The sequence below is a fragment of the Arthrobacter sp. GQ119 genome (assembly GCF_059759125.1).
In genome coordinates this window covers 24,727-47,053 of record NZ_JCAXEA010000031.1, presented here as the reverse complement: position 1 = coordinate 47,053, position 22,327 = coordinate 24,727, and the positions used below count along the sequence as shown (strand labels likewise).

General features: G+C 61.2%; 18 protein-coding genes. 7 read left to right on the top strand and 11 right to left on the bottom strand.

Annotated elements, in window-relative coordinates; all coding sequences use genetic code 11:
• Positions 1–45 precede the first annotated feature (45 nt).
• Positions 46–300 (top strand): hypothetical protein, encoded by a 255-nt coding sequence (locus tag AC6CH3_RS21485; RefSeq protein WP_498134353.1) that lies wholly within the window; start codon positions 46–48, stop codon positions 298–300.
• A gap of 881 nt (positions 301–1,181) precedes the next feature.
• On the opposite strand, the gene AC6CH3_RS21480 is transcribed toward AC6CH3_RS21485, so the two are convergent.
• The 11 genes from AC6CH3_RS21480 to AC6CH3_RS21430 form a co-directional block, all read right to left on the bottom strand.
• A complete protein-coding gene (locus tag AC6CH3_RS21480; protein WP_498134352.1) occupies positions 1,182–1,472 on the bottom strand; it encodes a hypothetical protein in 291 nt (96 codons plus the stop codon).
• A 124-nt stretch (positions 1,473–1,596) separates the two neighbouring features.
• Positions 1,597–2,922: an MFS transporter gene (locus tag AC6CH3_RS21475; protein WP_498134351.1), complete on the bottom strand. Its 1,326-nt coding sequence runs from the start codon at positions 2,920–2,922 to the stop codon at positions 1,597–1,599.
• A 108-nt stretch (positions 2,923–3,030) separates the two neighbouring features.
• Complete coding sequence (locus AC6CH3_RS21470; protein ID WP_498134350.1) at positions 3,031–3,882, bottom strand: fumarylacetoacetate hydrolase family protein; 852 nt, start codon at positions 3,880–3,882, stop codon at positions 3,031–3,033.
• Between the two features lie 38 nt (positions 3,883–3,920).
• Complete coding sequence (locus AC6CH3_RS21465) at positions 3,921–5,177, bottom strand: NAD(P)H-dependent oxidoreductase (protein WP_498134349.1); 1,257 nt, start codon at positions 5,175–5,177, stop codon at positions 3,921–3,923.
• Between the two features lie 123 nt (positions 5,178–5,300).
• Positions 5,301–8,045 (bottom strand): UxaA family hydrolase, encoded by a 2,745-nt coding sequence (locus AC6CH3_RS21460; RefSeq protein ID WP_498134348.1) that lies wholly within the window; start codon positions 8,043–8,045, stop codon positions 5,301–5,303.
• Positions 8,046–8,234: 189 nt separating this feature from the next.
• The gene (locus AC6CH3_RS21455) at positions 8,235–8,981 is read right to left on the bottom strand and encodes a GntR family transcriptional regulator (protein ID WP_498134347.1); all 747 of its coding nucleotides are present in this window, start codon (positions 8,979–8,981) and stop codon (positions 8,235–8,237) included.
• A gap of 793 nt (positions 8,982–9,774) precedes the next feature.
• On the bottom strand, positions 9,775–10,395 hold the full coding sequence (locus AC6CH3_RS21450) for an ECF transporter S component (RefSeq protein WP_498134346.1): 621 nt from the start codon (positions 10,393–10,395) through the stop codon (positions 9,775–9,777).
• A 24-nt stretch (positions 10,396–10,419) separates the two neighbouring features.
• On the bottom strand, positions 10,420–11,103 hold the full coding sequence (locus tag AC6CH3_RS21445; protein WP_498134345.1) for a dihydrolipoamide acetyltransferase family protein: 684 nt from the start codon (positions 11,101–11,103) through the stop codon (positions 10,420–10,422).
• Positions 11,104–11,133: 30 nt separating this feature from the next.
• Complete coding sequence (gene lpdA / locus AC6CH3_RS21440; protein ID WP_498134344.1) at positions 11,134–12,537, bottom strand: dihydrolipoyl dehydrogenase; 1,404 nt, start codon at positions 12,535–12,537, stop codon at positions 11,134–11,136.
• A gap of 111 nt (positions 12,538–12,648) precedes the next feature.
• The gene (gene lipA, locus AC6CH3_RS21435; RefSeq protein ID WP_498134343.1) at positions 12,649–13,608 is read right to left on the bottom strand and encodes a lipoyl synthase; all 960 of its coding nucleotides are present in this window, start codon (positions 13,606–13,608) and stop codon (positions 12,649–12,651) included.
• 51 nt (positions 13,609–13,659) lie between these two features.
• Positions 13,660–14,559 (bottom strand): serine hydrolase domain-containing protein, encoded by a 900-nt coding sequence (locus AC6CH3_RS21430; protein WP_498134342.1) that lies wholly within the window; start codon positions 14,557–14,559, stop codon positions 13,660–13,662.
• 155 nt (positions 14,560–14,714) lie between these two features.
• Here AC6CH3_RS21430 and AC6CH3_RS21425 point away from each other — a divergent pair, with 155 nt between their 5' ends.
• The 6 genes from AC6CH3_RS21425 (at position 14,715) to AC6CH3_RS21400 (ending at position 22,285) form a co-directional block, all read left to right on the top strand.
• Positions 14,715–16,445: a glycerol-3-phosphate dehydrogenase/oxidase gene (locus tag AC6CH3_RS21425; RefSeq protein WP_498134341.1), complete on the top strand. Its 1,731-nt coding sequence runs from the start codon at positions 14,715–14,717 to the stop codon at positions 16,443–16,445.
• Positions 16,446–16,448: 3 nt separating this feature from the next.
• Positions 16,449–17,345 carry a class II fructose-bisphosphate aldolase gene (locus tag AC6CH3_RS21420; protein WP_498134340.1) on the top strand — a complete coding sequence of 299 codons (897 nt, stop codon included), beginning with the start codon at positions 16,449–16,451 and terminating at the stop codon, positions 17,343–17,345.
• Entirely contained in the window at positions 17,345–19,432 is a 2,088-nt protein-coding gene (locus AC6CH3_RS21415) for an alpha-ketoacid dehydrogenase subunit alpha/beta (protein WP_498134339.1), read from the top strand. Before AC6CH3_RS21420 ends, AC6CH3_RS21415 begins: the two co-directional genes overlap by 1 nt.
• Before the next feature lie 4 nt (positions 19,433–19,436).
• Positions 19,437–19,694: a biotin/lipoyl-containing protein gene (locus tag AC6CH3_RS21410; RefSeq protein WP_494018672.1), complete on the top strand. Its 258-nt coding sequence runs from the start codon at positions 19,437–19,439 to the stop codon at positions 19,692–19,694.
• Positions 19,695–19,773: 79 nt separating this feature from the next.
• The gene (locus AC6CH3_RS21405) at positions 19,774–21,237 is read left to right on the top strand and encodes an FGGY family carbohydrate kinase (protein ID WP_498134338.1); all 1,464 of its coding nucleotides are present in this window, start codon (positions 19,774–19,776) and stop codon (positions 21,235–21,237) included.
• Between the two features lie 85 nt (positions 21,238–21,322).
• Positions 21,323–22,285 carry a sugar-binding transcriptional regulator gene (locus tag AC6CH3_RS21400; protein ID WP_498134337.1) on the top strand — a complete coding sequence of 321 codons (963 nt, stop codon included), beginning with the start codon at positions 21,323–21,325 and terminating at the stop codon, positions 22,283–22,285.
• Positions 22,286–22,327: the final 42 nt, after the last annotated feature.

Here is a 22,327-nt window from a genome sequence, read left to right as displayed (position 1 = left end):
ATTGATGTCCAGCTGGCGGGAATTTCGCCTGAGTAGTCCGGATAAGTGTTTATCGGCGAGGAAACCTTCTGCCCGGGCTTCCAGCTCAAAGACGGGGTTCTCCACGAACCCGTACTGCGGCTCTTTGACCACGCCATGGCGCTGAAGGTCCCGCACTACGTGTTCGCCGCATGGATGGTCAGCCCGCTGTCAGCCGGGGCGTGCTCCAGACCCGTGGACATGCTGGACAGCATGACGCTGCTCCAGAGCTCCCTCGCTGCTTTCGCAGACAGGTACCGTCCGGTCGAAAAACGACGCTGACGCCTTGATGGCTACTCTCTTTAGCCAGGCGTGCATGATTCGAGGTCTTCAGCTGGTTTTGGGTTCTGATCTTCAGCAGTGCCACGTGAGGCTCGACTCTCTTGGAGCGAAGAAGGAATAGGAAAGCCTTCCAGCGCCTTGTTGCTGATGGGGCCGCTGACCGTTGGCTGCCTCATTCGAAAGGACCCTCTTGCCCACAGCTTTCATTCCCTTCACCATGCGCGCGTCAGCCCGTAATGACCACCGCGGCACCTTCCGCACTGACATTGAACGACTGAGCGCCGGACACCGGCACTGGGCGCCCCTTGACGTGCTCAGGTCCCACTGTTGACATCCATCTGGACCTCAGCGTCACGATCGAGCGTAGCCGGCCCCAAAGCCCCGGACCACGGTCCGGGGCTTTTCTTGTGCCCGTATAGTCACGAGTCCGGTCAGGCCAAAGGAAGGCCAAAGGAGCAACGATCGGCGTGGCGTCAGAATAGGGCGAAATTTCCGTTTTATTGACAGTCGCTCATGATGTTCTCAAATCCCACCCTGACAGTCGAATGGCAGGAAACCGAGGTGCGGTAGCCCGAGAATCATCAAAATAGGCCAAAGAATCGGGACTCGATGAGACTCGCTTGCGGCAGGAGCTGACGAATTCCCCTCTTGCGGCTCGACAGGTGTCTGAGAACAAGACCGAAGCCCCACCGGCAGGTGAATCCTCCCTTGCGAGACCGCCTTTACGTCAGGCTGGGGTGTACTTCTCCGGCGACGAGATGGGGCTTACCTTAGGTCCGGCTGGCCGTATCAGCAGTCATCAGCAGTCACAGGGCCAGAGCATCATGAGCAGTGAGCACATAGAGAGTGCCGGCCTGGTCAGGACAAGACGCTGTACCGCCTCAGGCGCTTTTCTGCGAGGTCTTTCCGAAGATCTGTGTTGATGTCATCCGGTAGTTAAGGTCACCGCTGAGCTCCCTTGGGGTGACCCATACCTGGTGGCCTTGGGCCGCTTCAAATATCCGACGAGGATGGGTAGCGTCGGCCGCTATCCATATGGCGGAGGAGTTGGGCATTGCGTCTTCCACGAAACCGGTTCTGATCACTTGGCCGTGGTGGCGGATTTCAACCAGTGCGTTGATCAGTAAGTTCCATTCGACATGTTTGCGTGGCGTGGCGCGGTTCAGTGTCATTTGACTTCCGTTGTCTCAACAGTAGGAGGTGGCAGCGGCCCGAAGCCGCTGCCACCTGGGACTTGAAGGGGTGCCGCCTAGGAGTGCCGGCTACCTTGATTTCCAGGGAACGCAGACCTAATTCTCAGATATTGTTTGCGTGCGCGGGGGGGGCTTTCTGAGCCGATGAAACCGGAACATACTCGCGCGGTGAGGTGAGGGTGCCGATGGTGCTGATGAGGCCGACGGCGCCGATATATGCGACAAGGAGCCAGGGTGACCCGCCTGCGGTTGCTATCAGGAAGCCGGCCAGCAGGGGAAGTGGTGCACCAAATGCCATGCCTGAGAACTGGAATCCGGTGGACATGCCCGAAAGACGTACGTTCGGAGGGAAGAGGCCTGCGAAGAACGAGGCTTGCGCGCCGAAGGCAAGCCCGTGCACCAGGGGGAACAGGACCGCGATGCCGAGGATGAGTGCGAGAATATCGCCGGTGTCGGTCAGAGGGAATATGGCCGCAAAGACTACGATTCCTGCTGCGCAGGCGGTCAGGTAGATTCGCTTGGCTCCGAACCGGTCGGCCAGCAGGCCGCCGACGAGGATGGCGAAGAAGTCCACCACAGCGGCAAGGGCTACAACCGCTAGGACGGTAGTGCGCTCAAAGGATCCATGCTTGGTGGCGTAGTCGAGGATGTAAGTCGTTGCGGTGAAAAAGGTGACGTTAACGATGGCTTGTCCCAGGAACACGGTTAGGACTGCGCGGGGATGGCGGCGGAGGGCCTCGAGCATGGGGAACCGGACGAGTTCGCCGTTCTTGGCCGCTTCCTTGAAGTCCTCGCTCTCAGGCAGGCGGCGTCGGATGTACTGACCTACGACGACGAACACGATGGTGAGGAGGAAGGGGACGCGCCAGCCCCAGCTGAGGAGCTGATCTTCGGGAAGCATGTAGAAGAGGAGGGATACGCCGGAAGAGAGAAATAGTCCCATCGGCACGCCCATTTGGGGGAAGGCGCCGAACAGGCCGCGCTTGCCCGGAGGGGCGTTTTCAACGGCGGTTACGGTGGCGGCACCCCATTCGCCTCCGCAGGCCAGGCCTTGGAGGAATCTGAGGATGACAAGGCTGATGGGCGCCCAGACTCCGATCGCACCGGCGTCGGGGAGCAGCCCGATTGCCGTGGTGGCTGTACCCATGAGGATGAGCGTGACCAGCATGATGTGCTTGCGGCCCAGCCTGTCTCCCAGGTGCGAAAAGATGATTCCGCCTAGTGGGCGGGCAAACCATGCAGTAGCGAATGTAGCGAATGACAGGAGCGTGCCGGTGGCTGGGTCAACGCCGGGGAAAAAGATCTTGTTGAACACCAAGGCGGCAGCTATGCCGAAGACGTAGAAGTCATACCATTCGATGCCGGCGCCGACCATGGTGCCGAGAGCAGTTGCGCGGTTCTTTTCGCGCTGGGTAAGGGTGGAGCTCACTGTTGTTCTCCTTTGAACCGTGGATCCTGGGAGGAAGGGGAGCGGCCACTTCCCGTTGAAGTGGCCGCTCTTGAATTGGAAGATGTGGCTTGTTTAGGGCCAGTTGGATTACGAGAAGAGCTGTTTTATCTCGCCCAGTCCCTCAATCGTGCTGACGAGCTCTTCGCCTGTGCGCAGGTAGCGTTTGGGGTTTCTACCGAAACCGACGCCGTCAGGAGTTCCCGTGAAGATCAGATCCCCGGGCGTCAGTTCAACGACGGACGACAGGTGCTCCACTAGAGTGGGGATATCGAAGATCAGGTTTGCTGTTGATCCGTCCTGGAGCACTTCCTCGCCCACAGTGCAGCGCATCTTCAGCTGTCCCGGGTCCGCCACCTCGTCGGAGGTCGTCATCCAAGGCCCCACTGGGGCAAAGCCGGCATAGGACTTTCCGAGTGAGAATTGTGGTGATGAGCTTGCAGCGAACTGCAGAGCCCGGTCTGACAGGTCCTGTCCCACCGCGTAACCGGCTATGTGGTCCAAGGCGTCTGCTTTGGAGATGTTGCGGCCCCCGCGCCCAATGATGGCGACGAGTTCAATTTCCCAATCGACGCTGTCGGAGGGCAGTTTGATTGCCTTTCGTGCCCCTGACAGTGATGTGGCGAACTTGGTAAAAACGGCCGGAACCTCGGGAGCTGCGATCGAGACCTCTTCGGCGTGGGCCTGGTAGTTCATGCCGATGGCGAAAATCTGCCGGGGATCGGTGATCGGGCTTTCCAATGAATCCCAGGAGACCGGGAAGGCATCGGAGTCAAGGTCCTGGTTATTAGCCCAGGACCTCAATTCGTTGAGGTGGGACAGTAGCTCTTGAGTGTTGCTGGGGAATTTGCCGTTCGACCATTTTTCAATGTCGATGCCTTGCAGGTCCTGGCCACTTCCGGTGATGAGGGTGGCACGGCCGTTGATGGATGCGATGCGCATTCAGAAATCCTTTTATATGTAACGAGGGATGCCGTGGATCAGGCGGTGGCCATGGAGTCCTGCAGGCAGCGAAGGTGATAGAGGACTGAGTCCTTGTTGATTTCGACCATGTCGTAGGTGATGACCTGGTCCTTTTCGACGTCGCATGTCAGCTTTGCGTTGGTGAGCAGCGCGAGGGGAACGACGTTCTCCTGTTTGCACGTCTCGTAGTCGTCCACGAGGGAGTACACGGCGAAACCGCCGGCGCCGTCGATGGTCTCGCCCTTCTTGAGGTCCTGCTTGGCGGCTGCGAAGACTTCCGATACCAGTCCGTATTTGGGGAACACGGTGGGTTCGCCGAAATCGACGGCCTGAACAACGGAGAGAGGGATCTCGTTGGTAACGAGGTGGTAGGGGGTGTGCATGACGTAGTAGCCGTTGTCGCCGTATACGTCCAGGTAGTCGAGGTCCTCGCGGATCTGCTCATTGTCGGTGTGGATGACCATGAAGACGCCTGGGGTGACCGAGCGGAAAAAGTCGATGCTCCCGTCCTCGTTCTTGAGCGGCCGGGCGTAATCGATGACGCCGATGCTGTTGAGTTCGCCGCCTTCTGCCTTGGGCCGGAAGAAGCGGCAGATTTCCTCGACACCGGCCACGGGGCCGTGCATGCCCCGGACGTCGGCGCGGAGCCCGGTGTAATTCGACACGGCTGCCATCTCGATCATGGTCTTGGTGGCGTCCCTGAATGTGACGAGGAAGTGGGGGTTGATCTTCAGGCGCTGTGCGTCTTCACGCACGCTGTCCGGGGTGGCGTAGCGGTCGTATTCGCCGATGCTCGAGGGGGACTTGCCGGTGGCAACGACCTTGAAGCCCAGAGACGTGTATCGGTCGTAGAGCTCGCCGATTAGTCCCGGCTCATCGCCGGAGGACACCGTATACACGACCCCGCTCTGGTCGGCCATGGAGGTCAGGATCGGACCCACCACGACGTCTGTCTCTACGTTGAGCATCACGACGTGGATGTGGTTGAGGATTGCCTGCATGGCGACCTCGGCGCCGACCTCGGGCACTCCGGTTGACTCAACTATGACATCGACGCCGATCTCCAGCAGCAGGCGCCAGTCCTGGGTGACAATGCGCTGGCCCTGGCCAATGAGGCGCTTGGCTTCGGCGGCCTCGTTGCATACGCTGACGAGCTGGGCCTTTACTTCGGACTTCTCGAAGGCTTCCACCGCTCGGTCGGTGTTGATGTCCGCGATGGCGGTGACCTCCATCCCGGCCATCTGTCCGATCTGACAGATGGCGCCGGTGCCCATTCGGCCTGAACCTACGAATCCCACACGGATTGGGTTACCCTGAGCGGCGCGGGCTTGGAGCTTGTTCTTCAAAAGTGCTGACATTGTGCTTTGATCTTTCTGTTGGTGGTTCTTGGTTGATGGTCAGAGCGAGACGCCCCAGGACCCTCTGGATATTTGGAATCCGACGTTAGGACGCGGGGTCACTACAGGCGTGTAGCGTCCTCTGCTTAAGTCGTTGATCTTGGAGATGATTTCTGCGCCGGTAACCGAGGAATCGTGGTCGTTCGCGGTGACGTCAAACCACTTCTCGGTGTTGGATATGGTTCCGGTTCCGATCTGGAGCACCGGCAGCATTCGATGCGGCTGGACCGGGCGTCTGCCGGCAAGAACCAGGAGAGTTTCAGCGCCGGTGGCACCGAGACCGGTAGAGACCTCGAGCCAATCCGACGTGCTTGAGCTCATGACATGAAGTCCAGGTTCCACGACTGATCCCGCGTACGGAAGTGTGGGTCGGACGCCGTCGATATTGAGTCTTTCCAGGAAGCCCGTCGCGGTCAGCAGCGGATCGGTCTCGCTCACGACGACACTGGCTCCTTCAGCCAGCAGCCGCCGGATGACGTCAATTGCAACCTCGACCGCGCGCTGGGTCGGATCAGTCGCTGCAGCCAAGCCGATTATGCGGCCGGCCGGTTCCAGCTGTAGCTCGTTGCGACCGTCGTATCCGCGGATATGTTCGTGAACGAGAGCATCGACGATGCCTGACACTGCCGTGATTCCCCCAGAGTTTTGGATTCCTGCCCATCCAAAACTTGCCGGGTCAACGCCACGGCGCCTCAAACTGTCCTTGAAGTAGTCGTTGTGCGTCTTCTCGCAGCCGTGCTCAAGGAAAATCGTGTGCGCGACGGCCGGATGCATCGCGTAGCCGAGCATCGTTCTGGTGTAGATCTCCTCTGCGTCTCCTCCGGATACTCCGCATCCCTCGGTATGGGGCAGGGCGACCACTTCCCATGCGTCCGATGATCCGGCTGCCGCGAGAGAGTCGTTCATGCTGGCGGCGATCTGTTCTGCCACTTGGCCTGAACACAAACTCGTCGGCAGGATTTCGATAGTCCTTCTGCGTTCGATGCCTGGGCCGGCTTCCAGGGCGGCATGCGCCGGATCTGCGCTTCGTTGCTGTGCCCGGAGCACGGGTTCCCCTGTGCAGGGTGCGGAATGGCCAAACGTGGCATCGGTGCTCTGGGTGCCGTCCTGGCGCCAGTCCCTCCAGATTTGCACCTGGGACTGTCCGGTGTGTTCTCCCTTGCTCTTTTCACCGGAGGCGACGCGGCAGGTGAGCTCGAGCAGCCGTTCCGCAGCGTCGTCCCGTCCCATGCCCTCAAGCAGCAATCCTGCATTGAAGTCCATGTCAGTCTCGAGCAAGGCGAAGCGCTCGTTCGTGGTCACGATCTTGATCGTTGGAACGAAGGGGAAGTTAGTGATCGACCCGTTCCCGGTGGTGAAGAGGATCAGATTGGCCCCCGCCGCGACCTGCCCCGCGATGCTTTCCAAGTCATTTCCAGGGCTGTCCATGAAGTAGTAGCCGGGCAGCTCCATGCGTTCGCCGTACCCGATCACATGCTCAAGCGCTGTGTTCGGATCCTTTTTCCGTCCTGCGCCCAGTGATTTGAGCGTGATGTTGTATAGACCGCGGTAGAGGTTCCCTCCTGAGACATTTCCCTCTGCGGTCTGGCCGTGGCGTTGGGCATAATCTTTGAAGGCATTGAGCTTGTCCAGGAATTGCTCTGCGACATTTTGCTCCGCTACCTTGGCCAGCACATGTTCTTCGGCGCCGATGAGCTCGTCGGTCTCGGCGAGATTTGCCGTTCCTCCTCCCCCCAGCAGCTTTTCTACCAACGTTCCGAGTAGCGGATTCGCCGTTACTCCGGAGAACGCATCGGAGCCGCCGCACTGCAGTCCCACTTTCAATCCTTCAAGCGGTGCGGGCTCGCGCACGCACTTGGCGGCTCCGTCAAGGAGCGGCCGAATGAGTGCTGTTAGTGCGGAAACCGGGTCGTCGGAATTAGTGTCGCTGACGAAGTATCGGATCTTGCTTTCCAGATGGATGTCACCGAGCGACGTGAGCTGCTGGAGCAGTTCCGCATTTGATACAGGCGAGTCCGGATCGTTGACGAAGACAGCGGCCGCGACATTGGGGTTTACGGCGAATCCCGCCAGTGTCCTGAGGAGCAGGCGCTTGTTATGCATGACGCCAGAACTGCCACCCTCGGTGTGCACGACGGGCGTTAAGGCATCAAGGTTCTCCAGGCCGCGTACGTAGCCCTGAAGCTCTTCCGTGGCGGCGAGAACGAGGGATCTGGCGCGCGAAGTGACGCCGATGACCGCTACGTCATTTCTGGTACCCCATCCTCGGGCGGGTCCGCGGAGGTACCCCATGAAACCCTGGCTGGAATCCTGCTTACGCTCGTTCGTAGCAAGGATCTGCCTCTGCGGCAGAGTCTGCTCCTTCGTGCTGTCCCGGTCGATGAAGTTTACGGTCAGGTCGTTGGGGTAGTCGTGGGGGTTTCTCATTGTCAGAACGTTTTTCATCCGCACATTGCAGAGATAATCCCCGGGGTTGATCTCTACAGTTGCGTATCCGAAGGGATACCCCCAAGAAAGCAGGCCTTCGCCGGCGTTGATGCTCTTGACACACAGACGGTGGCCCTTGGGAATGACTGTTCTGACGGTGAGCAGCTGACCGTCGATCTCGATGCGTTCACCGGCCTCGATTCGTTCGGTGGCGATGGCCACGTTGTCTCCGGCGGCAGGAAGAAGGAACCTCGGCGTCCTGTTCTCCTGGCCGCTTGCGGGGCCCGGTTCTGTTCGGGCACAGGCGTTCACACTCATGCTTCCTCCATGGGGATGTCATCGCTTGGCGCTGGGGTAAGGTTCAGGCTTTGCTTCTGAGGCCGGATGATGGTGCCACGGCTCGGGAACGGTTGAATAAATCGACAAATTGGCATAGTTGCTCCATCGTTGCGGGCGCAGGATCGGAAAGAAGGTGTGTGCAGCTTGTCGTGGGCTGCATCACGTTTGTTACTGCTGGAATCTAAGACTGATTGCCATGGTTACGGCCGCATTCATCAGACCAGGCGTGTAGTCGGCGTCGATGGCCGAAAGGACGCCCTTGGCCGTATGTGAATAATGACCGGCGAGCAATTCGGCCGCGGCAGCAGGGTTTCCGTTCACCAAGGCATCGAAGATGCTCTGGTGATCCACCATGCTTTGGTTCCAGTTGGTCTCCGATTCGCTGAGATAGATCCTGCGGTACCGCTCTGCATGGTCGAAGTTTTGAAGGATCGATTTGCAGAACCGGTCACCGACCCCGTCAACCAAGCTCATGTGAAAAACGCGGTGATGATGAGCCCAATCCGCATAGTCCTGATCGCTGATGGCACGCTGCATGCCCTCTAGGTGTTCGCGCGAACGATCGATGCGGCCTTGATCAGCCTTCTGCACAGACGTGAAAATCGCGAGTGATTCCTGCTGGATACGCAGCGCATACAGTGCATCCAGATCCTCCGGAGATACGTTTGCGACTGTCACTTTCTTGTTGACTTCGACGGTGGCAAGACCTTCATGCTCGAGCAGGCGGAGCGCCTCGCGAAGCGGGGTCCGACTCACCCCCAGATGCTTGGCCAGCTGAACCTGGCTGATCGTCGAATCAGCGGGAATGGCATTAGTGAGGATTGCTTCCCTAAGCTGCCGGTGCGCGTATGAGACCAACTTCCGAGGTTCAGCAGCAGGCTCATCGGTCTGGGCTTTTATAGATGTTTCAACCAATGGACGAGCCCCTCTCAATCGGCACCCGCAATTCCTTGCAAGCCTAACTGTATACACTTTATCTACTTTCAAGTGTTGCACATCACGTTTGTGAGTGCAAGCCCCTGATGTGCTGTTCGACTGCAGCAATAGGGGTGGAAAAGTGTATGCAGTTTGCGTTGGTCCGGCCTGGGGATTGGACTGCCGTTGGTGGCGGTCCTGCGGCAGGATCTGCGCACGTACGGATAGCGCATCTCTCGGGCAGTCCTTCAGAATGCAGTAGGGCGGCGTACTATGCATGCCTCCTTTGGATCCGTTGTCCTGGCCCACCTGGGTGCCGGTAGGTGGGTTACGCTGCTGACGCATCCTGCCCGCCCGTTAAATCTCCGCTTGGCGGGCTTCCGTCCCTGGACGCGCGGGGAGTGACCGGAGTGCGCGGAGAATGAGCGTGGAGTTCTCATGCACTACTGGTTACGGCAACTGCATCCCACAGTGTCGCCAAAGGCCATCAGATCGGGAACGGCCAGGAGGTCCCGGCAGTCGATTGGGAGTTGGTGACATTCACTCGTCGGAGTTTTCCGCGGCGTTACCGTCCGCTCGGACCGGCTTCTAATGAATGCCATCAGAGAAAAGATGATGCTCGTCATGACGTTCTTTCCTTTGAACTGAAGCTTGATGAGCCGGCTGCGGGTTGCAGGTATGGGTGATGCCTTAGCCCTCCCTACGCCGGTGGCCGGTGCCTGCTGCCGGGACTTCGGTAGCCGGCATGGTCTGCCCAGACCAGGGAAGCGCCTTTGCCCTTCCCCTGGCCGCTTCAGTTGAAGACGGGTTCCGTGGCGGCCTTCCGGGACGCGAAGGAGCTCAGCACGCCGGTCCTGGCCAGGCCTCGGGTAGCGACCCAGGACAATGCACCGGCGATGATGGCGCCGGAGATGGCGGTGAAGATGATGTACGCCAGCTTGTCCCCGGCTGCGTAGGCGATGTTCCAGCCCCACGGGGCGAAGGAGTCGTTCAGGCCGCAGAACAGCCCAGCACCCGCGCCGGCCAGCAGCGAAACGGGCAGGTTGAACTTCTTGTACCGGAACGCTGCGAACACGAGTTCCGCACCGAGGCCCTGCAGCACGCCCGAGATCAGCACCGTGGTGCCGTACTGCGAGCCCATGATCAGCTCGCCGGTGGCTGCCACGGTTTCGCAGAACAGCGCGGCACCGGGCTTGCGGATGATGAGCATGCCCAGCACCGCCGGGATCATCCAGCCGCCGGCGTACAGGCCGGTCAGCGGCGGATAGACCGCGTTCAGCGGTGCGGAGATAAGGTTGGCGCCCTGGGACCAGGCCCAGAAAATCACACCGCCGGCGACGGCGATCAGCGCCGCCACCACGATGTCGGCCACGCGCCAGTTGTTGCCGGACTTCTTCCCTGTTGCTGTCGTCATAATGGTTCTCCCCGTTACGGTGCCTTATGGCGTGGGGATGGGAGCTTCGATGAGCTCTTTTAGCCGTTTGAGGAAGACTGCTCCCATGGACCCGTCCACAGCGCGGTGGTCGCATGTCAGGGTCAGCTCAGCGATGGGTCGCCATTCGGCCTGACCATTAGCCATGACATAGCGCTGCCGTGTGGAGGCAACTGCGAGGATGGCTACTTGAGGGACATTGATGATGGCATCGAAGCGGTCGATACCGAGCATGCCAAGGTTTGAGATGGTGAAGGTCCCTGCGGAGATATCCGCCATCTCGAGCTTCCTGGCGCGGGCCTTTTCGACGACCTCACGCCGCCTTTGGGCGATGTCGGGCAGGCTGAGGCGTGTCACTTCGTGGATGACAGGGACGGTCAGCCCGTGATCTGTTGCCACTGCAATGCCGATGTTGATGTCCGCGAAGGTGGTGACTCCTTCTTCGGAGTAGTGGGCGTTCAGCCCGGGATTCTCTTGCAAAGCGGTCGCTGCGGCGGAGATGAGCCGGTCGGTGACGGTTGACTGGGGTGAGACTGACTTCACCGTCAGCGCGTTGGTCATGTCCACTTCGACGGTGAGGTGAAACGCCGGTGCTTCCCACGCTGCGACCATTTGCTTCGCTGCCGCCCGCCGGATGCCCTTGAGGGGGGCGGTGGTTCCCTGAAGGGCCTGGATTTCGTTCGTAGTCATGTGCTGATCTTTCTTCGGTCGGGGCGTCGGTTAGATGTTGATGCTTTGGCCAGCCGCGCCGTGGAGGGCTTCCTTGACTGCTTCGCTCAGGGTGGGGTGTGCGTGGACGTTGCGGGCCACTTGGGTAACGGTCAGGCCTTCCTGGCGGGCGAGGGTCAGTTCGGGCAACAGCTCGGTCACGTCTGGCCCGATGAGGTGGGCGCCCAGCAGTTTTCCATCGCGGCTGTCGGTGAGTAGTTTGACGAAACCGCCCGGTTCGCCGACGGCGTGGGCCTTGGCATTTGCTACGAACGGGAAGACCGTTTTCTTGACTTCGCTGCCCGCGGGAGAGGTCCCGTTTTCGGAGAATCCAAAGCTTGCGATTTGTGGGTTGGTGTAAGTGGCCCGGGGCATCATGAGGTAGTCGAGAGGATGAGTCGGTTCGCCGGCGAGGGCTTCGGCGGCGACCAGCGCCATCGCTTCAGCGGCGTGCGCGAGCATGAGCTTGGCGGTCACATCGCCGATGGCATAAATGTGCGGGACGCTGGTTCGCATCTGGTCATCGACGGCGATGGCTCCGCGGTCGGTAAGGGCTACGCCGGTGCTTTCGAGGCCGTAGCCGGTGACCCGGGGTATGAATCCGGTTGCCTGGAGGAGTTTTTCGGCACGGACAACCTCGTCAGTCTCGCCCTTGGTCAGCGTGACGGCGACTTCTCCGGGGTGCTCTTCGACGGCGGTGACCGCGGTGGCAGTACGTATGTCTATGCCGAGTTTCCGGTAGCGCTTGGTCAGCTCTCTGGACACGTCCGCGTCTTCGAGCGGAACGATACGGTCGGCGAATTCGACCAGTGTCACCTTTACCCCGTAGCTGCTCATCACGTAGGCGAATTCAACGCCAATGGCCCCGGCGCCGGCGATGACGATGCTTTTCGGCAGGGTGGATGAGAGGATCTGTTCCTTGTAGGTCACCACCCTGTCCGAGAGGGCGGTCCCGGGCAGCAAACGGGTTTCCGCGCCGGCAGCGATGATGGCGTGGGCGAAGGTTACTTTCTGCCGCTCACCGTCCGCGAGTTCCAGCTCCATGTCGTTGGGCCCGGTGAAGGTTCCGCGTGCATTGAACTCCGTGATGCCGTTCTTTTTCATGAGGTAATGGATGCCTTTGACGCGGCCGTCGGCGACCGACCTGCTGCGCTGGAAGGCAGCCTGGAAGTCGTAGGAAACCTCTCCTTCTACCTGTATGCCGTGTTCCTTGGCGTCATTTCTGAACGTTTGGACCAGCTGGGCGCTGTAAATCAGGGATTTCGAGGGCACGCATCCGATGTTCAGGCACACCCCTCCCCAGTACTGTTCTTCGACGATCGCGACCCGTTTGCCTAACTGGGCGGCGCGGATCGCTGCCGTGTAGCCTCCTGGCCCGGCGCCAACAACCAGGACATCGAACTGCTGCGGATTCATCTAAACCCCTTCTGTTTCTCTTCGGATTCTGTTCTTAAAATGCGGGACAGAGCCCGCGTGTTCGGTTTGCCATTCAGCTCTTGCCCCCGGCTATTGGCCAGTTGTCTGCTGCTAACCCCTGATGTGGGCCAGTTGGTCGGGCAATTCACGGCCCTTTTTCCCCATGGCCTCGGCCCAGAGCCGTCCTGCCCGGTAGGAGGAGCGCACCAAGGGTCCGCTCATGACGCCGAGAAAACCCATCTCTTCTGCTTCGGCCTTCAGGTCCACAAACTCCTGCGGTTTGACCCAGCGGGTGACGGGGTGGTGTTTTTGGCTGGGTCGCAGATACTGGTTGATGGTGACGAGATCGCATCCGGCATCGCGCAGGTCGCGCAGTGCCTCTGACATTTCCTCCCTCGTCTCGCCCATTCCCAGAATGAGGTTTGATTTGGTCACCATGCCCTTGTCACTGCCCTGCCGTATGACATCGAGGGACCGTTCATACCGGAACGCCGGGCGGATGGCCTTGAATATCCTTGGCACGGTTTCGACGTTGTGGGCGAAGACCTCCGGCCGGGCGTCGATAACCAGCTGGATGAGATCCTGGTGTCCGGTGAAGTCCGGGATCAGGATCTCGACACCGGTTCCGGGGTTGTGGGCATGGATCTGCCGGATGGTTTCAGCGTAGAGCCAGGCTCCTTCGTCGGGGAGGTCGTCGCGGGCTACCCCGGTGACGGTGGCGTACCGCAGTCCCATGGTTCGCACGGATTCAGCAACCTTGACAGGTTCGGTCGGGTCCAGTGCTTCGGGCCTGCCGGTGTCGATCTGGCAGAAGTCGCATCTCCTGGTGCACTGTGCCCCGCCAATGAGGAAGGTTGCTTCCTTGTCTTCCCAGCATTCATAGATGTTGGGGCATCCGGCTTCTTCGCAGACTGTATGGAGGCCTTCTTTCCGTACCAGGTTCTTCAGACCGATGTACTCCGGCCCGGTTTTGACCTTGCTTCTGATCCACTCCGGCTTGCGTTCGACAGGTGTCTGGGAGTTGCGTGCTTCTACGCGCAGCATGCGCCGGCCCTCAGGTGCAATGCTCACGTTCGCACTCCAAGCATGTTTGTTTCGAGTGGTCGCGGCCGGCCGCCGCCCTCAGCGCTGAACATTGTCTGTCCGGAGGCCGGCACGGGACGTGGCTGTTTGCCTGGTTTTTGCATACTCCCGGAGTACCGCGGTGGAAGTGTCCGGCCAGGCCACAGGAGCCCATTCCCCGAACTCGACGGTCGAAAGAGCCGTGCAAGCCAGCCCCGCCTCCCGGTCCACCCACAGGAAGCTCCCTGCCATGCCGAAATGACCGAAGGTCGCGGGGGAGTTCTCCGGGCTGGTCCAGTGTGGTGACTTATGTCCGCGTATTTCAGCTCCGGCGCCCCAGTCGTTCTCGGCGTGGTGGCCGAATCCGGGAAGAAACCCTGCCAGGCCCGGGTAGGCAAGTGAAGTCAGAACATCGATCCTTGCCTGAGGAAACACCGACGGTTTCAGTAATTCCCAGGCCAGGCGGGCAGTGTCGGCAATCGTGCCTTCGCCGCCCTTTGACGGGGGACCGGTCAGTTTTGTCTCATGCATGCCCAAAGGTTCCAAGACCCGGATCCGCATCTCGTTACGGAAGTCTTTTCCGGAGCGGCTCGCCAGATGGTTCGCGGCCATGTCGATGCCGGTGTTGGAGTAGATTCGCCGTGCCCCTGCCGGTGCCCGTACCTGTTCATCGGCAAAGCCCACTCCTGATGCATGGGAGAGCAGGTGCAGGAGCGAGGACCCTGGCGGGCCGGCCTCGTCATCGAGTGAAACCATTCCTTCATCCGCTGCCGAAAGCACGGTCAGTGCCGTGAGGAGCTTGGTGACCGAAGCCAGCCGGTACACCCGGCCCGCATCCCGACAACCCAGGACGCCATCTTCCCCAACGACGGCCAGCGACGGTTCACCGGGCCAGCTCTGCAGTTGTAACAAGACCTCATTGGCAAAGGCCGGGAACTCTGTATCGTTTAGCGCCCTCATGGCACCCTTCCGAATTCATTGGTGGCAAATGTGAAATCCAGCCACGGAAGCTGCCGCGTCTTACGTTGACAGGCCTTCGTGATCTGGGTCATACTCTACCTATGAATCACATATGTGAGCAAGTGCACAATTGTGAGAATGGAGGATCCGAGGCATTGGCGCCGGTCGACATTCTCGTGATCGGCGGTGGTGTCAACGGCCTGGCAGTTGCCAGGGAAGCATCCTCCCGGGGATGGCTGACAGCGGTCGTCGACGCCGAAGATTTCGGGGCAGGAACCTCGGGAACGTCGAGCCGGCTGATCCACGGCGGCATCCGATATCTGGAAAACCTGGAGTTTCATCTTGTGCGGGAGTCGCTGCGGGAGCGCGAACGGCTGCTGCAAACCGCACCGCACCTGGTGAAGCCCTTTCCCCTCCTCATTCCGTTCTACCGCCATAACCAGCGCTCCGGCTTCGTGATGCGACTGGGCATGTTCCTGTACGACGTGTTGTCCTTCGATAAGTCCACGCCGCTGCACAAATCACTGTCGAAGGCAGAGGCTGAAGTCAGGTATCCGGGGCTGGAATCAGGTGACCTCTATGGAGCGGTCCTCTACTACGACGCCCAGGTCGCCAACGCAGAACGGCTCTGCGTTGAACAGGCTCTTGGCGTCGCCGGTTTCGGCGGGCAGGTCCACAACCACCTGAAGGTAACGGGACTGAACGAGGCGGAACGGGGCGTGAACGTTCAGCTCATCGACACCCTCACCGGCAAAAAGCTGGTTCAGCCGGCGAGGGTTGTGGTGAACGCGGCGGGACCGTGGGTGGATATGGTGCTGTCCACTTCCGTGCACGAGAGCGCGCGGCTCATTGGCGGAACCAAGGGTTCCCACATGACTGTCGGCCCCTTTCCCGGCGCGCCCACGACCGGGGTGCACTATGAGGCAGTCAGTGACGGCCGTGCAATTCTCGTGCTTCCTTTACCCGACGGGAACTACCTCATCGGCTCCACGGACATCTTTTTCGAGGGTGATCCGGCCGAAGCCGTCATGACCGACGAGGAGATCGCCTATCTGCTGAAAGAAGTAAACACGTTGATACCGCAGGCCCGGCTCACGACCCGGTCCGTGCTGCACACAATTTCGGGCGTCCGCCCGCTGCCGTACTCGCCCGAAGCCACAACAGCCGCCCAGGTGAGCCGGAACCATCACGTCAGCGCCCACCCCACGGTCAGGAACCTCTTCAGCATCAGCGGGGGAAAGCTGACCACGCACAGGGCGCTGGGGGAGATGGCAATGAACGTGGTGGAACAACATACGCAACCACGCTCCCCACGCGCACCTTGGCGCAGGATCTTCCCTTCCGGTCGATCCGCGACGAAGCACCTCAAATTGCCCGGGGCGCGCTGCGCGGACTGGGGGCAGTTCCAGAAGGACTTCCTGGAACACACCAGGCTGTCCCCGGCCACCGCGCAACGGCTGCTCGGGCTCTACGGAGTCCGTGCCGCCAGGATCGAAGAACTTATCTGCGCAGATCAATCCCTTGGCGCGCCGCTGCCGGACCATGAGAACGCGGTGGGTGCAGAAGTCGTGCTGGCGGTCCGTGAGGAGTTCGCCCGCACGCTTACCGACATTGTCGCCCGCCGGATGCTGCTGTCCTGGTGTGACGATGCCGGGTTGAAGGCAATTGAAGCTGTCGCTGAAATCGCCGCCCGGGAACTGCAGTGGGACGGCCAGCGCGTTCATCAGGAACTCGAGGCCTACCGCCAATGGATCCGCCACCGCAGACCGCGTGCCATGGAAGACGCCGCGACCATGCTGACCAACCTGGCCAAATACCCAACACCTGTAACCATGCTGACCAACCTAGCCACCAACCCAACATCAACGAAGAAATCGGAGCAATAACTCATGTCACTCGTATCCCTTCCCGAACTGCTGGACCACGCTGGTAAGAACCGCTACGCAGTCGGATACTTCGAGTCCTGGGACATCTACAGCCTTGAAGCCACCATCGCCGCGGCCGAGGCGAGCAAGTCTCCGGTCATCATCGGAATCGGCGGCCTGTCCGCAAACCACGAATGGCTGCAGTCCGGCGGCATCGAGCTCTACGGGGCAGCCTGCCGTGCCCTTGCCGACAGGGCAAAGGTGCCTGTCGCCACATTGTTCAACGAAGCCGACAGCTTCGCTGAAGCCGCGGGCGGGCTCGGCGCCGGCTTCAACTCGGTCATGATGCACACCCAGGGCTGGGACCAGGACAAGCTCATTGCGGACACCGCAGCACTGGTCGCGGCAGCCCACGCCGTCAACGTCGCCGTTGAAGGTGAAATCGGCGCTCTGGCCGAAATCAAGGACGGTGTCCTTGACGCAGCAGGCGCCTCCTACACCACCCCGGAAGCCGCTGAACTCTTTGTCCGCGAAACCAAGGTGGACTGCCTCGCGGTGGCCGTTGGAAACGTCCACTTCGTCACCGGCGGCCACGTGCCCACGGTCCAGGTCGATCTCATCAAGGAAATCGGCAACACCGTGGATGTGCCCCTCGTTCTGCACGGCGGATCCGGTACGCCGGACGACCAGACCCGCCAGGCCGTCGAAGCAGGCATCACCAAGGTCAACGTCGGCACCAAGCTCAAGCACGTGTTCGGCCAGGCGCTCGTCGCCGAACTGAGCCGCCCGGTTGAGGACCCGAACCTTGTGTTCGGTTCGCGGTTCGAAGGCGATGCCAACTCCCGCGCCGGTGTCGCGCTGCGCAAGGAAATCCAGCGGCTCATGGACGTCTTCGGCTCCACCGGTCAGGCCGGCCGCTAATGTCTCAGCCCACAGACACCCTGCAAAAAGAAGTCCTGAGCGCGGAAGAGAGCCTGCATCTCCTTGAGGAGATGGTCCTCATCCGCCAGTTCGAACAGACCGCGTACCTGCGCTACCTCCAGGGCGAAATCCCCGGAACACTGCACCAGTCACAGGGTCAGGAAGCCGTTGCCGTGGGCGTCTGCTCGCTGCTGCGCACCGAAGACTGGATCACTTCCACCCACCGGCCCCACGGCCATGCCCTGGCGAAGGGGCTGGACCCGGCAGCCGGCATGGCAGAAATCTATGGCCGGGAGACCGGCTGTCTGGGCGGGCGCGGCGGATCGATGCACCTGGGCGACCCGGCGCTGGGCATTCTTCCCTCCATCGCCATCGTCGGCGGCGGAGTCACCATCGCCCCCGGTCTTGCGCACGCCCTTAAGTACAAGGAAACGGACAACGTCGTCGTCTGTTTCTTCGGCGACGGAGCTGTCAACGAAGGCGCTTTCCACGAAGGCGTCAACTACGCTGCCGCGTTCAACCTCCCCGTGATCTTCGTCTGCGAAAACAACATGTACGGGGCCTCGACACCGTTCCATGAGACCACGCGGAACACCAACGTGGCCTCCAGGGGAGCCGCCTACGGCATTCCTTCCGAACAGGCCGACGGCATGGACATCCGGGCGGTCAGGGACGCAACCCAGCGCGCGCTCGAGACCGCGAGGAGCGGCAAGGGCCCGGTTTTGCTCGAGTTCCTCACCTACCGGTACGTGGGCCACAGCCGTGGGGATGCCAGGGGTTACCGGACCAAGGACGAAGAGGCCATCTGGGCAGCCAAGGATCCGATCAAGACCTTCGGTGCCGCCCTCGTGGAAGAGGGCACCGCTTCCGAGGACCAGGTGAAGGAAGCCACCGCGCGGGCGAAAAAGCGGATCGCAGAAGCGCTCAAGCATGCCCAGCAGGCGCCGTGGCCGGATCCTGTCACCGCGCTGGCTCCGAACATCATCTTCGGCAACCCGCCCCAGGAAGTTGAGGGTGCCGGTCCCCTCGAGGAAAGCCAGGACGAGGAACGGTACATCTCCATCGCCGACTCCATCAGGGAGACCCTGCACAGCGAACTCGGCACGGACCAGTCCCTGGTCCTGCTCGGTGAAGATGTGGGCGTGCCGGGCGGATTCGGCGGCGCGTTCGGCGTTTACCAGGGGCTGGCCGAGGAGTACGGCCGGCACCGCGTGATCGACACCCCGATCAGTGAAAAAGCGATCATCGGTGCCGCTATCGGCGCCGCGATCGGCGGGATGCGCACGGTGCCGGATCTGCAGTACGCGGACTTTGTCTTCGAAGCCATGGATGAACTCGTCAACGAGGCCGCGAAGCAGCGCTACATGTCCAACGGAAAATTGACGATTCCGATGGTCCTGCGCTGCCCCGTCGGAGCATCCCAGCGCGGCGCCCAGCACGCCCAGTGCCCGGAGAGCTTCTTCATGCATGTGCCGGGGATCAAGGTCCTGTGCATCTCTGACCCGTACACGGCCAAGGGCGCCCTCACGGCCGCCATCCGTGACGAGGATCCGGTGCTGGTGTTCGAACACAAGCTGCTCTATGGGGCCAAGAAGCGCCAGGAAGCCGGCTCCATCAACACCAGGGCCTACGTTCCGGAAGAGAACTTCGAACTGCCCGTCGGCCAGGCGCGCGTACGACGCAGGGGCAAGGACGCGACCATCGTCGCGACCTTCACTGAACTGTACAAAGCCCTGGAACTTGCGGAGAAGCTGTCGGCCGAAGGCATCGAACTCGAGGTCATCGATCCCGTCTGGCTCTCCCCGTTCGACTGGACAACTGTCATGGAGAGCGTCAAGCGCACGGGCCGGCTGGTCATAGCGCATGAAGCGCACCTGACCGGCGGCTGGGGAGCCGAAGTAAGCGCCCGGATCTCGGATGAGCTGTTCGCCGATCTCAAGGCACCCGTGCGCCGTGTGGCCAGCCGGGACATCCCCATGCCGTTCTCACCGCCTCTGGAGGCCGCAGTCCTGCCGCTGGCGGAGCACATAGAGGCAGCGGTCCGGGACGTCCTGTCCGCGGACCACACCCGATCCGGAAAGGAGTAAGACTGTGGAAGCCATCGTCATGCCTGCCCTGGGGCAGACAAGTGAAGAAGCGTACATCCAGGAGTGGCTGGTCAAGGAGGGCGACGAAGTCGAAATGGGACAGCCGCTCCTCAGCGTGGAAACCGACAAGGCCCAGCTCGAGGTCGAATGCGTGGCCGACGGCGTTCTGCTGAAGATCGTCTGCCCCGCGGACACCACCGTGAACGCGGGCACCGTCATCGCCTACATCGGTGAGCCCGGGGAATCCGTTCCCACCGAGTAGCACCAGACAAGCGACACGGTTCGCATCCCTGCTGATCTGGCAGGGATGCGAACCCCACTCACCCCCAGGAGACAGCCCATTGGGTCAGCCCCAGGTTTTAGCCATCGACTGCGGAACCCAGTCTGTCCGCTGCCTCCTTTTTGACCTCGGAACCGGCGCCTACGAGGTCGGAGCTTCCGAAAAACTGACGTTGAAAGTCGAAGGGCCGCAGCAGATCGAGATCGATCCCCTGGAGCTTGTGGCCGCAACGGTTCGGGTACTGCGCGCAACACTCGCCCGCTGCGAGCAAGTCCCACTGTGCATCGGGATTACGAACATGCGTGAGTCGGCAATCGCCTGGTCACGTCACACAGGTCTTCCGGTCCATAACGGCATCATGTGGATGTCACAGCAAAGCCAGAACATTATCGCCCGCTGGGATGAGGACGGGCTTGCGCCCCTGATCCGGGAACGAACAGGGCTCAGCAACCACACCTTCTTCTTCGGATCAAAAATAGCCTGGCTGCTCAACGAGAGACCTGACCTGGCGGCCATGGCAAACACGGGCAAACTCGCCGTCGGAACCATCGATTCCTGGCTGCTGTATTCCCTGACGGGCGGAGCCGTGCACGCCACCGACGTCTCAAACGCCTCCCGCTACCAGCTCCTGAACCTTCACTCGCTTCAATGGGACGAGCAGTTGCCTGAGGCGTTGGGCATTCCCCGGGCAGCCTTGCCCGATGTCCGGCCGACGGCCTCGCATTTTGGCTACACCGACCCGGAGATCACGGGCTTCCGCATCCCAATCACCGGCATGATCGGAGACCAGCAGGCATCGCTGCTCGGGCACGGCTGCGACCGGCAAGGAGAAGCGAAGGCAACGTTTGGCACCTCCTGCGTCGTCAGCGCAAACCTTGGCCAAAGCCCTTCAACCGCCGAGGGGCTCGTGACCTCGGTGGCCTGGTCTGCCCCCGATAACCGTGCAGTGTACGAGATGGAAGGATCCGCCTTCCATTGCGGGTACACAATGTCCTGGCTCGCCAGGACGCTCTCCCTTCCGGCAACAGCCCACGCCGAGCCGGAACGGAGCGCTCTGCCAGCCAACCGGCGGGTCTATCTGGTGCCCTCATTCACTGAACTCGGCGCACCCCGGTGGCCGAAGGGATCCGGAGCAATTATCAGCGGCCTGCTGATGGACTCCGGCCCCTCAGACATTGTGCGGGCAGGAATCGAAAGCATGGCCTTCCAAGCCTTCGACCTTGTCAAAGCAATGCCGGACCTGCTGAGCGGCACACCGCTGTCCGTCGACGGGGGCGGTGCCGGCAACAACTATTTGTGCCAACTGCTCGCGGACCTCACAGCAACAGCCATTGTCCGGCCGCCCAACCGGGAATTGACAGCGCTGGGAGCCGCCCGCGTCGCCCTCAAAACGTTGGGGAACGACCTCCCCACCGGCTCTCCTGTGATAGGACCGCCGGACTACTTCCACCCCTCCGACCAACAGTCCTACGCCGTGGAGGGCTTTGGCCATTGGAAGGAGCTCATCGACAGGAATCTCGGCTGACGGCTGCGCAGCCTGGGTCCAGAACTATGGCCGATACAATTAACAACAGTTTCATTCGAGGCACACGGTGCCGGTAGGGAGCAGCATGGTAAGGCTAAGCGCTGAGAGGCTGGCGCACGCCGCGTTCCTGTACTACGTCCAGGGTCTGTCCCAAATGGAGGTAGCCAAACAGCTGGGCGTGACGCGCTCGAATGTCTCCCGCATGCTCACTGCCGCCAGGGAGCAATACATCGTCAAGTTCGAGATCGCTTACCCCCTGGACCGGGATCCCGCCATGGAGCAACGCCTCCAGGCCAGATTCTCCAAAGACGGGGTCTCGGAAGTGGTCGTCGTGCCGGGACGCGACACCGGAGTCGGCGCTACCAGCCACGGATTGCTCGCTGTCGGCCAGGCCGGCGTCGGCTGGCTAGATAAAAACCTCAAGGACGGCCAGACTCTGGGCCTTTGCTGGGGCAGCACCGTGGAGGCAATGGTCGACAGCGCCCATTTCAACCGCCGTGTCGACGTCGAAGTCGTCCAGCTCGCAGGAGAACTCAGCATCGACTCCCGCTTCTCCGGCCACGACCTGGTAAGGAATCTTGCCGAAAAACTGGGCGGGCGGTACCGCTACTTCAACGCCCCGGCAACGACCCAGGACGAAGCCACCGCTGCAGCCCTCATGAAGACGGAGCAAGTCGCGAATGCCCTGGCACTGGGAAGAACCTCCGATGTCGCCGTTCTGGGCATCGGCCAGTACGGAATGGAAAGTTCCGACCTCTTCCTCCAGCGGGCCGGCGCATCGGATGACGAGATCCGTGAAGCGGTAGACCGTGGCGCCGTCGGGCAGATCTCCGGACGCTTCTACGACAGCTCGGGCAAGCAGCTCGACCTCGCCATCAACCGGCGGATCATCTCACTGGACCTGGAGGACCTCAGGGACATCGACACCGTCGTCGCTGTCGCCAGCGGACCCTTCAAAGCCGAAGCAGTCAGCGCCGCAATCAGGGGAGGACTCGTGAACGTCCTCATCATTGACAGCGCCCTCGGACAAGCCCTGGAAGCCGCCTAAACAGCGCACACGCCTCCCGGCCGCCCGCCCCGCCATATCCGG

Coding starts and splice junctions, on each gene's coding strand:
- AC6CH3_RS21480 (WP_498134352.1), bottom strand. CDS start 1,472: ATGACACTGAACCGCGCCACGCCACGCAAACATGTCGAATGGAACTTA.
- AC6CH3_RS21470 (WP_498134350.1), bottom strand. CDS start 3,882: ATGCGCATCGCATCCATCAACGGCCGTGCCACCCTCATCACCGGAAGT.
- AC6CH3_RS21465 (WP_498134349.1), bottom strand. CDS start 5,177: ATGGGCACCGGCGCCATCTGTCAGATCGGACAGATGGCCGGGATGGAG.
- AC6CH3_RS21460 (WP_498134348.1), bottom strand. CDS start 8,045: ATGAGTGTGAACGCCTGTGCCCGAACAGAACCGGGCCCCGCAAGCGGC.
- AC6CH3_RS21450 (WP_498134346.1), bottom strand. CDS start 10,395: ATGACGACAGCAACAGGGAAGAAGTCCGGCAACAACTGGCGCGTGGCC.
- AC6CH3_RS21445 (WP_498134345.1), bottom strand. CDS start 11,103: ATGACTACGAACGAAATCCAGGCCCTTCAGGGAACCACCGCCCCCCTC.
- lpdA (WP_498134344.1), bottom strand. CDS start 12,537: ATGAATCCGCAGCAGTTCGATGTCCTGGTTGTTGGCGCCGGGCCAGGA.
- AC6CH3_RS21430 (WP_498134342.1), bottom strand. CDS start 14,559: ATGAGGGCGCTAAACGATACAGAGTTCCCGGCCTTTGCCAATGAGGTC.
- AC6CH3_RS21420 (WP_498134340.1), top strand. CDS start 16,449: ATGTCACTCGTATCCCTTCCCGAACTGCTGGACCACGCTGGTAAGAAC.
- AC6CH3_RS21415 (WP_498134339.1), top strand. CDS start 17,345: ATGTCTCAGCCCACAGACACCCTGCAAAAAGAAGTCCTGAGCGCGGAA.
- AC6CH3_RS21400 (WP_498134337.1), top strand. CDS start 21,323: ATGGTAAGGCTAAGCGCTGAGAGGCTGGCGCACGCCGCGTTCCTGTAC.